Source organism: Schaalia meyeri (genome assembly GCF_900105015.1).
Lineage (GTDB): Bacteria > Actinomycetota > Actinomycetes > Actinomycetales > Actinomycetaceae > Pauljensenia > Pauljensenia meyeri.
In genome coordinates this window covers 56,469-70,177 of the sequence record NZ_FNLK01000012.1, presented here as the reverse complement: position 1 = coordinate 70,177, position 13,709 = coordinate 56,469, and the positions used below count along the sequence as shown (strand labels likewise).

Genomic DNA, 13,709 nt, shown 5'->3' with positions numbered 1-13,709 from the left:
GCCCTGGGTGAACGCTCCTGGCACTCGGGTTGCCCGAGTGCCAGGAGCGCGCCTACACTCTGGTAGAGGAAACGCGGGAACACCCGCGACCGGTCCTGCACCTGACCCCCGCGACGGCAGGGAAAGGACGAGCACCTTCGTGACAAAGAGAAAGGGAGCGACAAATGTCGATTTCTATCAAGCCCCTCGAGGACCGCATCGTCATCCGTCAGGTTGAGGCCGAGCAGACCACCGCCTCCGGCCTGGTCATCCCGGATACCGCCAAGGAGAAGCCGCAGGAGGGCGAGGTTATCGCCGTGGGCCCTGGCCGCGTTGACGATAACGGCAACCGCGTGCCCGTCGACGTCCAGGTCGGCGACACCGTCATCTACTCGCGCTACGGCGGCACCGAGGTCAAGTACGACGGCCAGGAGTTCCAGATCCTGTCCGCGCGCGACGTCCTGGCGGTCGTGGAGCGCTGATCGCCCCAATCGCACAGACGAAGGGGGGGCGGCCCGGAAGGAATCCTTCCGGGCCGCCCCCCCTTCGTATCTGTAGTCGGCAGATTCTAGGGGTGGTTGCAACACATGTTATGCCCTGAGTAGCAGCTCAAGTCGCTGCTTGGGCGTGTCCCAGTTTAGCGTTTTGCGGGGGCGGTCGTTGAGCTGGTCGGCGATGGCGTCCAGGTCCGTTTCGGTCAGGAGTAACAGATCAGTTCCTTTGGGCATGTATTGGCGCAGGAGCCCGTTCGTGTTCTCGTTGGTGCCGCGTTGCCAGGGTGAGTGCGGGTCACAGAAGTACACGTCAAGGCCCAGCTGTCAACCGATCTTGCGATGTTGGGCCAGCTCGCTTCCCTGGTCCCAGGTCAGTGACAGGCGCAAGGAATGGGGCACGTCTGCGAGCTTGTCGATGATGGCATCTTGAACTTCAGTAGCTGTATGTCCATTAGGCAAGTAGAGCAGCAGCGTGTACCGGGTCGAGCGTTCCACGAGTGTGCCGACCGCGGATCGCCCTTTGGCTCCGATGATCAAGTCACCTTCCCAGTGTCCAGGCAGCGCCCGGTCTTCCACACTGGCGGGCCGTTCGCTGATCATCACCATGGGGTCCTTGAATCGTGGTCGTACCTGGCGAGAGTATGCGACCGGACGCCTACGGACGCGCCCTTGGCGCATGAGGGAAGCGATCTCTTTGCGGAGCGTGCCTTTGGCCTGGATGAAGATGGACTGGTAGATCGTCTCCACGCACGGGTTCATGCTCTGACTTGTGCGGGAAACGCATGCGCAAGTATGCGCAAATCTGTTCTGGGCTCCATCTGAGCTGAAGCTTGTCCCAGATGATGCCCCACAAGCGAGGATCGGCGCATTTACGCACTTTAGGGCGTTTGAGACGCTTGCCTGCTCGCATGTGAGCGATGTAGGGGTTGTAGCACGTGGCTGCAATCCCATTACGCTTCAGCTCCCGGCTCACAGTCGAGGGCGAACGTCCTAACTGTCGAGCAATGTCACGAATAGAGAGCCCCTCGACGCGCCATCCAAAGATAAGCATGCGTTCCTTGAGCGACAAGAACCGTTTACTGACCCGATGAGGTTAGCACTTCATATACAGACGGTACCAATGAGCCTGAGGAGCAATGCTTGCTCGCTCACACCGTCCACTTGAGCGAGTTCGACCATTACGCCAGACCTTGCCCGTCCGCTTCGAGACCCCGACAGCATGAGCCGCCTGCGTGAAGTTCAAACCATCAGCAAGAGCCCGGACATACTCCCGATGCCGAGCCTGACACGCCTCCCGACGGGAGGGGTACTCGACCCCCTGAAAAACACGACCAATACCAGCCACAACGAACTCCTTCACCAAGATCCGTTGCAACCACCACCAGAACCTACAGTCCGCCCGCGTTCGGCGGCCTGGATCAGGACGCTGCCTGAGCCGCCTGATCCAGGATCGTGGCGCGCACGTAGGACGCGTCGCGGTAGCCGCTGATGAACGCCTTGTTGATGAACATCGTGGGGGTGCCCGTGATGCCGGCCTGGTGAGCACGCTCCTTGGCGGACGTCACCTTGGTGACGGTGTGCTCGTCGAGCATGGTCGCCCGGAACTTGTCCAGGTCGGGCACTCCCGCCGCCTTCGCGAAGTCGATCAGGGCTTGCTCGGAGTACTGCGGGTGCCCGGTCGGGTCGGCAGCCGCGTACACCGCGTCGTGAAACTCCCAGAATTTCCCCTGTTCCCCGGCCGCGATGCCGGCCTGGGCGGCCAGCGGCGATGTCTCGGTAATCTGGGCCAGGTCGTACCACTCGACGCGCAGGGTTCCGTCCTCGATCAGGTCGGCCAGCGCGGGGACGACCTCCTGGGCGTACTTCGTGCAGTACGGGCAGGCGAAGTCGGAGAAGAGGACCATGGTGACGGGCGCGTTGGCGTCGCCCTTTGCCTGGGGGTCATCGGCCTGGTGCCGCATGAAGGATTGTATGATCGCCAGGTTGTTTTGATTGGTCTGGCTGGGCGCCGCCGTCTCGGCGTTCTGCGGCGTCTGCGTGGTTGCGGACGCGGTTGGCGACGGGGACTCGGAGGGAGAAGAGGCCAGGTGGATCCCCATCCACAAGCAGGCGCCCGCGAGGATCGCCGTGACGGGAGCGGTGACGAGGAACAGGATCTTGTACGGGTTGGTCTGGTTATCGTCGGCGGGCGTGTCTTGTGGTGCGTTGGTGTTGGTGCTAGTCATGCGTTCTCCCAGGGGACGTGTGTTCGTTCGAGTGGGCGAATGGAAAAGGGGCAGTAAAATGGTGCGGCATCGCGGTGGCGATGCCGCACCGGAGTTGCGTTGCGCGTTTCAGGAAACGCGACGTCCGCGTCCCGAGGAGCGGATCTCCTCGCGGCGTTCTTCCTCGGTCATTCCACCCCAGATGCCGTAGGGCTCCTGGGCGGCCAGGGCGTAGGACCGACACTGCTCGATGACCGGACAGGTGGCGCAGATCGCTTTGGCGTTCGCTGCGCGCCGCCGACGCGTGGAGCCGCGTTCCCCCTCGGGGTGAAAGAACAGCTCGGTGTCCAGGTCTCGGCACGCCGCTTCGTACTGCCACTCCCACGCATCGATCATGGGTCCGGGCAGGCGGGAGACGTCAGTCACTGGGTGCCTCCTTCATGTCTGTCGTGCCGACATTTTCGGCACACGATGTCCGCAAGGATAGACACTTGTGCGGTAGTTATTCAAGTACCTTTCCTGAAGTATGATCCAGTTCTCAGAATCTGGTGGATAGGCTGTAAAAACGCTGAAAATACAGCGTTGTTAGTTCTGAATGAAGCGTGAACAAGTTGATGAACAACTTGAAGGCGAAGTTGTATGCCGTTCCTGTGGCGAATGGGCGGCGGACACGCAAGAATCGGAGTCACATCGAGATGACCACACACGGGAGGGGACATGCCGCGAGCGATTCTCACGCAGTCGATGCGCGCCGAACGCCCCCGCACGGTCTCCTCGGTCGCCGACGAGCTGGGCGTCTCTGCTTCGACGCTGCGCACCTGGGAGCGCCGCTACGGACTGGGCCCCGCCCAGCGAGAGGCGGGGACACGCCGCCGCTACCTGCCCGAGGACGTTGAACGCCTGCGCGCGATGATCAACCACGTCCGCGCCGGGCTCCCCGCCGCGCAGGCCGCCAGGCGCGCGCTCGCCGAAACGTCGCGTCGTTCGCGCATCGGCCCCGAGAACGCCGCGCAGCTGCGCACGGTGGCCCTCGCCGACGACTACCCGCGTCTTGAGGAAGTGCTCGAAGCCGCCGTCGCCAGCCACGGCCTCGTTCACACGTGGTCGCGCTTCGTTGAGCCCGCCCTCAAATCCCTACGATCCACCCCGGGTGGGGCCCCCGTGGGAGGGGCGCCCGCCCTCATGCTGGTCAACGCCTTCCAGCGCGTGTGCCGCTCCGTGTACCACTCGCGTCCCACGCGCGGCATGGTCGGAGGAGAGCGAGTGGCGCTCATCAGCGACGCCCTCCACGAGACCGCCGCCCAGGTCATCGGCGTCGCCCTGGCATGGTACGGCTGCGACGTCCGCCTGCTGTCCAGCGACAAATACCACGGGGTGTCCGCGACCGACCACTTCCGCGAGTATGTGCGCGATGGAGTGCCCGCGCTGACGGTCGTCCTCGGTTGCGGGGCTCCCTGCGCATCCACCGTCGCGGACCTAGATGCCCGCTACGGCGTCCCGGTGATCGTGGTGGGGGCCGACTCCCCCGAGGTGCTCTCGCCTCACGTGCAGCGGGTTCGCACCGTCAGCGCCTGCGTGGAGGAGGCGCTCGCCCTCCTGGCACCTCAGGCGGACCTGCAGCTGGTGGGTCGTTCCTGAGGCGATCGGTGAGCCTTGGCCGCCGCGCGTGGCGGTGCGCCGCGGGCGGATGCCACGAGGCGTGCTCGGGTGCTACCGTGAGGGTATCCCGGTAGGAGAACAACCATGAATGCCCCCTGGAACAACGAAGACCTGCGCCGCGCTTTCGACGCTGACTTTGACGCCCTCGTCTCCTTCGCTTCCCGCTCGAAGGCGCGCGTCGGTTTCGCGTTCCTGCGCGCCGACGGGCAGGCCGACCTGGGGCGCCCCCTGGATGCGCGCATCAGCGCGCGCATGACCCACGTCTTTGCGCTGGCCCAGATGCGCGGCATCGAAGGGGCGGCGCACCTGGTCTCGCACGGGCTCGCCGCGATGAAGGGCCCCCTGCGCGCGGCGGATGGATCGTGGTACGCCGAGGCGGTTCCCACGTCGGAAGACAGCGCTACCCCCGTCCCGCACGCCCTGCTCATGCAGCGGGCGCAGTCCGCGATGATCGGCGCGGCCGCGGCGGCCTCCATGGCGGGGCACGCGGACGCGGCGGACCTGCTCGCGGATCTCGAGAGGGACCAGGACCGTCGCTGGTGGGACCCCACCACGGGCAGCGTCCGCGAGCAGATCGACGCGGCGAGCGGCGATCGCTCGCCCCTGCGCCGCCTGTCCACCAACCTCGATACCGCCCAGGTGTACCTGACGGCCTGGGAGGCGACCTCGCAGCGCATCTGGTTCGATCGAGCGCGCGCGATCCTGCGCCTCGTGGGGGAGGTGTCCGCGCGCCTCGGCTTCGCCCTGCCTGACTTTTACGACGAGGAATGGCGCCCCCTGCCCGCCTCGTCCGACCAGGGGCCGATCGAACTCATCCGCCCGGCGGACACCGTGCCGGGGCTGGGCTTTAAGGCCGCCCGCCTCATCGGCCAGGTGAGCGCGATCCTTGGCCGCATGGGAGAGCCCATTGGCCCCTGGATGCTGGATACCGCCACCGCCCTGTATGACCGCGCCATCGCGGACGGGTGGACCGACCAGGGCGTTGGCGGCATCGTCTACACGCTGGACCCCGCCGGTGCCCTCGCCGCACCCGAACGCATGCACTGGGTCGTGTGCGAGGCCGCCAGCGCCGCTCGCGTCCTCGCGGAAATCGCGGGTCCCGAACGCGCGGAGGCACTCGCGGTCGACTACGCGCGGGCCGTCGCCTGGGCCGATTCGCACGCTCGTGCCGGCGTGGGACGCTGGATCCACGAGATTGCTCCCGACGGGTCCGTGTCGATGCGCGTGTGGGAGGGCCGCCCCGACGCGCTCACAGCCGCCCGCATGCTGGCGCGCGGCGCCACACCGATACACCTCACGGTCACCGGGGCCACCGCCTCGTCCGGCATCGCGGCCACCCGAGAGGGTGAAGGCGAATGAGCGGCGCGCGGCAGCCGGGGCGTTGCACCCGCGATTTCCGGGCGGGGGCGAGCACGCGAAAGCTACTCCTGCCGCCTACAATTGGCCCATGGGAGAACTCGCAACACACGATCCTTTCGGCCTGACCGGCCTCACCTACGACGACGTCCTGCTTCTGCCCGAGCTCACGGACGTCGTTCCTTCATCCGTTGACACGACGAGCCGCCTGACGAAGAACATGTCGCTGCGCGTGCCGCTGCTGTCCGCCGCGATGGACACCGTCACCGAGGCGCGTATGGCTATCGCCATGGCCCGCCAGGGCGGCATCGGCATCCTGCACCGCAACCTGTCGATCGAGGAACAGGCCGCGCAGGTCCGCCAGGTCAAGCGCAGCGAATCCGGCATGGTCGAGGATCCCGTGACCGTCGGCCCCGACGCGACGATCGACGACCTTGATGACCTGTGTGGCCACTACCGTGTGTCGGGCCTGCCCGTGGTCAGCGAGGAAGGCGCTCTCCTCGGCATCATCACGAACCGTGACCTGCGCTTCGTGCCCCAGGATGCGTGGGCGACCCTGAGGGTACGCGACTGCATGACCCCACGCGATCGCCTGGTCGTCGGCCAGGTCGGTATTTCCCGCGAGCACGCCAAGCACCTGCTGGCCGAGCACCGCGTCGAAAAGCTGCCCATCGTGGACGAGAACGATCACCTCACGGGCCTGATCACCGTCAAGGATTTCGTCAAGACCGAGCAATACCCCAACGCCACGAAGGACTCGCGCGGGCGCCTCGTTGTCGGCGCGGCCGTCGGGTACTGGGGCGACACGTGGGAGCGCGCCACGGCGCTGGCCGAGGCCGGGGCGGACGTGCTGGTCGTCGATACCGCGAACGGCGGCGCGCAGCTGGCCCTCGACATGATTCGCCGCATCAAGGCCGACCCCACGTTCGAGGGGATCGATATCATCGGCGGCAATGTCGCGACGACGGAGGGCGCCCGCGCCCTCATTGACGCGGGCGTCGACGCCGTGAAGGTCGGGGTGGGCCCCGGTTCCATTTGCACGACCCGCGTGGTTGCCGGCGTCGGCGTCCCACAGATTACCGCGATCCACCTGGCCGCCCAGGCGTGCGGGCCCGCCGGCGTGCCACTCATCGCGGACGGCGGACTGCAGTACTCGGGCGACATCGGCAAGGCGCTGGTGGCTGGGGCGGACACGGTGATGCTGGGCTCCCTGCTGGCGGGTTGCGAGGAGTCCCCCGGCGAGGTCGTGTTCACGAACGGCAAGCAATTCAAACGCTACCGCGGCATGGGGTCGTTGGGCGCCATGAGTTCGCGCGGCCGCAAGTCCTACTCCAAGGACCGCTACTTCCAGGCGGACGTGACCAGCGACGATAAGATCGTCCCCGAGGGCATCGAGGGGCAGGTCCCCTACACGGGCTCCCTGGCCTCGGTCATCTACCAGCTCGTGGGCGGGCTGCACCAAACCATGTTCTATCTGGGAGCCTCCACGGTTGCTCAAATCAAGGCGAATGGCCGCTTCGTGCGCATCACCAGCGCGGGGCTGCGCGAGTCGCATCCGCACGACGTCCAGATGACCACGGAAGCTCCGAACTATCACTCGTCATCCGCCCGATAGGCGCCAGAATGCGGGAGTGGGAGCGGTCGGTGGGCCGCCACCACCCGCGCTATCCTTGAGGGGCAGTACCATCCCACGAATCGGCTAAGGAGCTGTACACATGCTCATCCTCATCGATCACGCGAACGTCGATGCCATCGCGAAGACATTGGAATACCTGCCCATCGACGGCGTGACGACCAACCCGACGATCCTGTACCGCGAGGGCAAGGAACCTCTCGAGGTCCTGCACGGTATCAAGTCGGTCCTGCCTGACGGCGCGCAGCTGCACGTTCAGATCGTCTCTCAGCGCGCGGACGACATGGTGGCCGAGGCCCGCGCCCTGCGAGGCGAAATCGGCGGCAACCTCTTCATTAAGCTGCCCGTCACGCGCGAGGGTTTTGCGGCGATTCCGCGCATCGTCCGCGAGGGCATGCAGGTGACGGCCACCGGTATCCACTCGTCCATGCAGGGGTTCATGGCCGCCAAGGCGGGTGCCCGCTATGTCGCCCCCTACGTCAACCGCATGGATAACTACGGCATCGACGGCGTGCGCGTCGCGTCGGAGATCCACCGCACGCTGCGCACCTACGACCTGAAGGCCGACGTGCTGGCCGCCTCCTTCAAGAACTCCGAGCAGATCCTCGAGCTGGTCCGCCAGGGTGTGGGCGCCATCACCGCCGCCCCCGACGTGCTGGCCGCGCTGATCAAGAACCCCGCGACCGACGCCGCCATCGCGGATCAAAATCGTGATTTTGGCTTCCTCGTGGGCGAGTGCCGCACCTGGTTGGATCTGGTCAACGACAAGTGAGTGAGCGCGAGCGGGTCGGCACCAGTGCCGACCCGCTCGCTGCTGCTAGTCCCCTCCGTCCCCGCGCCCCCGCGGGGTGATCTGCGGCCACTCGCGGTCGATTGACGCGTCGCGCCCCTGCTTGCGCAGGTACTTCTCGAAGTCCTGGGCCCACTCCCGGTGTGCCTGGCGCTGGTAGTCGGTCAACTCCAGCGCGCTCATGGCGGCCAGCTGCGGGTACTTGCCCGCGATACCTGCCAGCACGTCGAGGGTCATGGCCACGTCGACCTCGGCGGTGTGCGCGTCGGGGGAGGCCGTGACCCCGTACACGGGGGCCATCTCGGTGAGTGTCTTCTTGCCCTTGCGGAAGCGGTCGAGTGCGCGGTCCAGGACGAGGGGGTCGACAACCAGCATGGGCGCCCCCTCCAGGCGTTCCTCGAATGAGCCCAGGTGGTGTCGGCGCAGCTCCTGGTTGACCAGCGTGATGTCGTAGCTCGCGTTGAACGCGACGACGGGGTACCCGCGCAGCCAGTGTTCGACGATGGAACCGGCGAGCTCGTGGAGGACGTCGGCGATGGGGCGGCCATCCTTTCGAGCCTGCTGCGTGGTGATCCCGTGCACGGCGGTGGCCTGTTCGGGGATGTCCACGCCGGGGTCGGTGAGCCAGGTGGCCACCTGGTCGGGCGCGCTGACGCCGCGGCGATAGGAGGCGCCGTCAATGCGCAGGACGAGGGCCGCGGTCACCAGGCGGTCTTTGAGAGGGCGCACACCCGTCGTCTCGGTGTCAAAACCCATCCACGGGTCGTCGATCCAGCTCATTATTGCTCCTGTCGTCTCCGGTGGCTCCAGTGTGGCAGAGGGCGGGCACATCTGCGTCCCCAAGGGATGGCGGCGATGCGCTAACGGTGCCGTTTTTCGTTGCGGATGATCCGGTTGACTAGGTGCTTATTGGAAGCTTTGAAATAGACCCACGCATAGGCGGAGAAAAGAAATGGTGATGCGAGGAAGAGAATCGCGGCAAACGTGTTAAGCGCCGGGATTGGGATCGCGGTGAACAATAGCGCGAAGAACGAGATCAAAAGCCCGATGATATCGCCGAATCTGCCGTCAATATCGCCGAGAACTGCCGGGTTGTGAATATCTGCCCGTGTTCCCCTCTTTTTGAGCCGCCTCTGCCAGGCGGTGAGAATAATGTCGTCCTCGTATTTTCCGGGGCCGAAGAATCTTTTCAACAGCCTGCGAGTCCTGTTCTGGGCATAGAAATCGTTTATGTCATTGTGCATCCCCTTTTGGATCTGATGAACGCGATGGCACTTGAGTGCGCAGAGCGCGATCAGGGCCAGTACCGCCGCTTGCGCGGTGCCGTAGGCAAAGAGCGACGATTCTGTGGAGAGCCTGATTGCTAATTCGTCTCGCAGCAGGGGGAAGTTGCTGAGGGCCAGGGAGAGTCCCGTCAGTTTGATCAGCGAGCTGAATTGTGCTTTTTCGACTGCGAGCAGCTCTTCTAGCAGGTTGAACCCCGCATCGCGATTTTCCTGTTTTTCTCCCGTTCCCGGATTGGGATCCTTGGCGTGATTTCCGTTTCGCTTTTTGTGTTTTCTGCTCGTGCCAGTCATGACGCGCTCCCCCATGTTCGTGATGTCGTGGGGGAAGCTCGCTTACTCCCCCTACATTGTGACCGGCTTCGGTGGCGATCTGGGAGCCGATCCCATGAGAGGCAGTATAGGTAAGGTATGGCCGACTCACGCGGTTTGTGTCCCGTGCGCATCTGTCCGCCAGTGCCGGTGTCTTTCCCACCGCTCGCGTGCGGGCGTCCCGAGCGCCACCGTGGCCATTATACGGTGCGGTACGGGGGCGCATCCGCGTCCTGTCGTGCAGTAGAATCGGCCCATGAGTCACGAAGTGGAAATCGGGCGCGGCAAGCGCGGACGGCGCGCCTACACCCTGGACGATATCGCGCTCGTCCCCGCGCGGCGCACCCGTGACCCGGAGGACGTTAACGTCGGCTGGCAGATTGACGCCTATCACGTGGATATCCCCCTCATGGCCGCCCCCATGGACTCGGTGATGAGCCCTCAAACGGCGATCGCTTTCGGTCGGTTGGGCGGCATCGGCGTGCTCGACCTGGACGGGTTGTGGACACGCTACGAGGACCCGACGCCGATTCTCGATCGGATCGCTCACCTTGGCCAGGAAGAGTCGATAGCTACCCTGCAGCGCCTCTACTCGGAGCCGATCAAGCCCTCGCTGATGACGGCGCGCCTCAAGCAGCTGCGCGAAGCCGGCGTGGTCGTCGCCGGGAAGCTCTCTCCCCAGCGCGTGCAAAAGTACTGGCGCGCCGTCGTGGACGCGGGCGTCGACCTGTTCATCATTCGAGGCTCAACGGTGTCGGCCGAACACGTGTCCTCGCGTCGCGAGCCTTTGAATCTCAAACGTTTCATCTACGAGCTGGACGTGCCCGTGATCGTCGGCGGCGTGTGTACTGACACGGCGGCCCTGCACCTGATGCGCACGGGCGCGGCCGGTGTGCTCGTGGGTTTCGGCGGGGGAGCGGCCCACTCGACCCGTCGTTCGCTGGGGGTCCACGCGCCGATGGCGACTGCCATCGCGGATGTGGCCGCCGCGCGGCGCGACTATATGGACGAGTCCGGCGGGCGCTACGTGCACGTCATTGCGGACGGCAGCGTCGGGCGCAGCGGCGACCTGTCGCGGGCGATCGCGTGCGGCGCGGACGCGGTCATGCTGGGTGCCGCGATTGCACGCGCGGAGGAAGCACCGGGGCGCGGCTGGCACTGGGGGTCGGAAGCGACGCACCCGGACATGCCGCGCGGCCAGCGCGTCTACGTGGGCACGACGGGCACGCTCGAACAAATCCTCTACGGGCCCTCGACGCGCGCCGACGGGTCGCTGAACTTCGTGGGTGCGCTCAAGCGGACCATGGCCTCGACGGGGTATTCGGAGGTCAAGGACCTGCAGCGCGCTCAGGTGGTCGTCTCTCCCTATTCGGCCTCCTAATGTTCGCGGTCTTGCCTCCGACCGGTCGGAGGCGTCCTTGAGCGGCCGGGGGCGGCGCATGCACACCCGCCCGCATCGCCGCCATATTTGCGAGAATTTTCTCATTTTTACCCCCGGGGCCCAATGCTCGTTTACACTTGTCAATACTCGTGTTGCATTGGGTAAAGATGGCCGATGCGTGGGGTCCGTGGCCCTGACCACGACGTGAGCTTGAGAGGACACTCGATGACGTGTGGGAAACGTTCACTAGCCGTAATCGGCGCGCTGGCGCTGTGCCTCGTGGGGGCCGTCCCGGCCTCGTGGGCACGCGATAGCGGACAGGCCGACACCGCGCAGTCCGTCGGCCCGAGCGGCGGGGCGGACAGGAGCGCGCAATCCGCCCCGGGGGAGAAACAAGCGTCGATCGGCACCGAGGCGCCTCCCGCCCCCGCGGCGACGGAGCTCTCCCAGAGCGACGCGGCCCCCGAGCCCCTGGCCGGTGACACCCCCATCCCAGACATTCAGGCCGTGGGCGACGGGGACGACTCCGCCATGGTGGGTTCCACCGTCACCACGCTCGGTGTCGTAACCGCCTCTTACCCGGCCGGTGAATCCGGGCTGGGATCCACCCTGGACGGCTACACCATCCAGACGCCGGGAACGGGCGGCACCTGGGACGAGGGCCGGGCCCGATCCGACGCGCTCTTCGTGTACGCGGGAAAGAAGGGGACGATCCCGAAGGTCGGCACGTGCGTGCGCGTGAGCGGCAAGGTCAAGGAGTTCCCCGCCACGACCGCGAAAGGAAACCCGTCAAGCCTCACCCAGCTGGCGTCCACCAGCGTCACCGAAGTGAGCGGATGCAAGGCACCGAAGCCGACCCCGATCACGCAGGTGCCCTCGGCCGCGCAGGCAGAGGCCTACGAGTCCATGCTTATGGCCCCGCAGGGCACGTGGACCATCACCGACAACTACCAGGCCAACGTCTTTGGCACCCTGACCCTCACGCCCGGCCAGACCCCCCTGCGCGCCGCCACCGACGTGGTTGCCCCCGGGGAGGCGGCTCGCGCCTACGAGGCTGACAACGCCTCGAAGGCCATCACGCTCGACGATGGCACCAGCACCAACCTGCTGAAGGGCGCCGCCACCGAAGCGGCATACGCCTACCTGGCGAACGGTTCGCCCGCCCGCGTCGGATACCACGTGAACTTCTCCTCCCCGGTCACCCTCGAACCCAGGCACGGATCCTGGGTCCTCCAGCCCACCTCCATGGTCGCGGGGCATCCCGACCGCTCGCCCGTGACGATCACGGGAAAGAGGCCCGCGGCCCCCACGGTCGGCGGAGACACGCGCGTCGCCACCTTCAACGTCCTCAACTACTTCTCGGACCTCGGGGTCGACGAACCCGGGTGCAAGGGAAACCCGGACCGCACCGGCGCCTTCGTCACGACCAAGAAATGCAAAGTGCGCGGGGCCTACTCCAGGGAGGCCTTCGCGAACCAAGAGGCCAAGATCGTCTCTGCGATTAACGCCCTGGGAGCGGACGTCGTCGCCCTCGAAGAGATCGAAAACCCCGTCGCTGTGGGTGTCGGCAAGGACCGCGACGCCTCACTGGCGCGCCTGGTGTCGGCGCTGAACAAGGCCGCGGGATCGAAGGTGTGGGCATACGTTCCCTCGCCCCCGGTCACCCCCGCGGGCGAGGACGTTATCCGCGTCGCCTTCATCTATAAGCCCGCAACCGTTAACCCGGTCGGCGACTCCGTCATCCATGACGACCCGGCCTTCACCGGCCTCGCGCGCCAGCCCCTGGCGCAGGAGTTTACGCGCGTCGGCTCCGACAGGGCCACGCCCGCCACCTTCGTCGTCATCGCCAACCACTTCAAGTCCAAGGGATCCGTGCCCAAGGGAGCGGGAGAAGGCAACCAGGACAACGGGGACGGGCAGGGCAACGCGAACGCGATCCGCGTCGCCCAGGCGTCCGCCCTGGCCTCCTTCGCGTCGCGCTTCTCGAACAAGCCCACGCTGCTGGTCGGCGACTTCAATTCCTACTCGCAAGAAGACCCCATCAAGACCCTCACCGGCAAGGGGTGGGAGCGCATCTCGGGCCAGGGGGAATCCTCCTACGTGTATTCGGGTCGCTCCGGCTCGCTCGACCACGTGTTCGCTAACGCCGCGGCCAAGCCGCTCCTGGCCGGGGTGACCAGCTGGGCCGTCAACGCGCAAGAATCCATCGCCTTCGAATACTCGCGGGCAGGCATGAACGCGCACCTGAATGTCGAGGCCGATAACCCCTATCGCTCGTCGGACCACAACCCCGAGATCATCGGGCTGACCCTGCTCCCGGGCAACCCCGGCACCAATCCGACCCCCGGAACCGATCCGACCCCCGGCACCAACCCGAGTGACCCCGGAGCGAATCCCGGCCCTTCCAACCCGTCCGCTCACTCTCCGCATCCCTCGGACCGACCCACCACACCGACGCCCTCGGCGACCTCGAAGCGGCGGCTGGCGCGCACCGGGTCCAGCGCCGATCAGACGGTCGGCCTCGGCCTGCTTCTCGCCTGCGCCGGAGCCGCAGCCGTTGGCGTATCGCGGCGTATGATGCGACGGGGCTGACCCCATTTACCCCATTCATCCCGTAC

At 66.1% G+C, this 13,709-nt stretch carries 11 protein-coding genes and 1 pseudogene; 7 read left to right on the top strand and 5 right to left on the bottom strand.

Features of this window, described 5'->3' with window-relative positions; all coding sequences use genetic code 11:
- Positions 1-164 precede the first annotated feature (164 nt).
- Positions 165-461, top strand: coding sequence for a co-chaperone GroES (groES, locus tag BLT68_RS05750; RefSeq protein WP_050694330.1), 297 nt, complete (start codon positions 165-167; stop codon positions 459-461).
- Between the two features lie 108 nt (positions 462-569).
- Here the strand turns inward: groES and BLT68_RS05745 are convergent.
- From BLT68_RS05745 to BLT68_RS05735, 3 genes and pseudogenes are all read right to left on the bottom strand, one after another.
- A pseudogene (locus BLT68_RS05745) lies at positions 570-1,848 on the bottom strand (IS30 family transposase).
- A 43-nt stretch (positions 1,849-1,891) separates the two neighbouring features.
- Positions 1,892-2,698, bottom strand: coding sequence for a DsbA family protein (locus BLT68_RS05740; RefSeq protein ID WP_050694331.1), 807 nt, complete (start codon positions 2,696-2,698; stop codon positions 1,892-1,894).
- A 108-nt stretch (positions 2,699-2,806) separates the two neighbouring features.
- Positions 2,807-3,103, bottom strand: coding sequence for a WhiB family transcriptional regulator (locus BLT68_RS05735; RefSeq protein ID WP_003790481.1), 297 nt, complete (start codon positions 3,101-3,103; stop codon positions 2,807-2,809).
- Positions 3,104-3,394: 291 nt separating this feature from the next.
- On the opposite strand from BLT68_RS05735, the gene BLT68_RS05730 reads away from it, so the two are divergent.
- The 4 genes from BLT68_RS05730 (at position 3,395) to BLT68_RS05715 (ending at position 8,097) form a co-directional block, all read left to right on the top strand.
- On the top strand, positions 3,395-4,315 hold the full coding sequence (locus BLT68_RS05730; protein ID WP_050694332.1) for a MerR family transcriptional regulator: 921 nt from the start codon (positions 3,395-3,397) through the stop codon (positions 4,313-4,315).
- Between the two features lie 105 nt (positions 4,316-4,420).
- Positions 4,421-5,695 (top strand): AGE family epimerase/isomerase, encoded by a 1,275-nt coding sequence (locus BLT68_RS05725; RefSeq protein WP_050694333.1) that lies wholly within the window; start codon positions 4,421-4,423, stop codon positions 5,693-5,695.
- 88 nt (positions 5,696-5,783) lie between these two features.
- Positions 5,784-7,307 (top strand): IMP dehydrogenase, encoded by a 1,524-nt coding sequence (gene guaB, locus BLT68_RS05720; protein WP_050694334.1) that lies wholly within the window; start codon positions 5,784-5,786, stop codon positions 7,305-7,307.
- Positions 7,308-7,407: 100 nt separating this feature from the next.
- Positions 7,408-8,097, top strand: a complete 690-nt coding sequence (locus BLT68_RS05715) for a transaldolase family protein (protein ID WP_070778337.1) — start codon at positions 7,408-7,410, stop codon at positions 8,095-8,097.
- Positions 8,098-8,142: 45 nt separating this feature from the next.
- Here BLT68_RS05715 and BLT68_RS05710 read toward each other — a convergent pair whose 3' ends face one another.
- Both BLT68_RS05710 and BLT68_RS05705 read right to left on the bottom strand, forming a co-directional pair.
- A complete protein-coding gene (locus BLT68_RS05710; protein ID WP_050694336.1) occupies positions 8,143-8,895 on the bottom strand; it encodes an exonuclease domain-containing protein in 753 nt (250 codons plus the stop codon).
- An 80-nt stretch (positions 8,896-8,975) separates the two neighbouring features.
- Positions 8,976-9,692 carry a hypothetical protein gene (locus BLT68_RS05705; protein WP_131800082.1) on the bottom strand — a complete coding sequence of 239 codons (717 nt, stop codon included), beginning with the start codon at positions 9,690-9,692 and terminating at the stop codon, positions 8,976-8,978.
- A gap of 274 nt (positions 9,693-9,966) precedes the next feature.
- On the opposite strand from BLT68_RS05705, the gene BLT68_RS05700 reads away from it, so the two are divergent.
- Both BLT68_RS05700 and BLT68_RS05695 read left to right on the top strand, forming a co-directional pair.
- Positions 9,967-11,091 (top strand): GuaB3 family IMP dehydrogenase-related protein, encoded by a 1,125-nt coding sequence (locus tag BLT68_RS05700; RefSeq protein ID WP_050694338.1) that lies wholly within the window; start codon positions 9,967-9,969, stop codon positions 11,089-11,091.
- A 225-nt stretch (positions 11,092-11,316) separates the two neighbouring features.
- The gene (locus BLT68_RS05695; RefSeq protein WP_074633255.1) at positions 11,317-13,683 is read left to right on the top strand and encodes an ExeM/NucH family extracellular endonuclease; all 2,367 of its coding nucleotides are present in this window, start codon (positions 11,317-11,319) and stop codon (positions 13,681-13,683) included.
- Positions 13,684-13,709 lie beyond the last annotated feature (26 nt).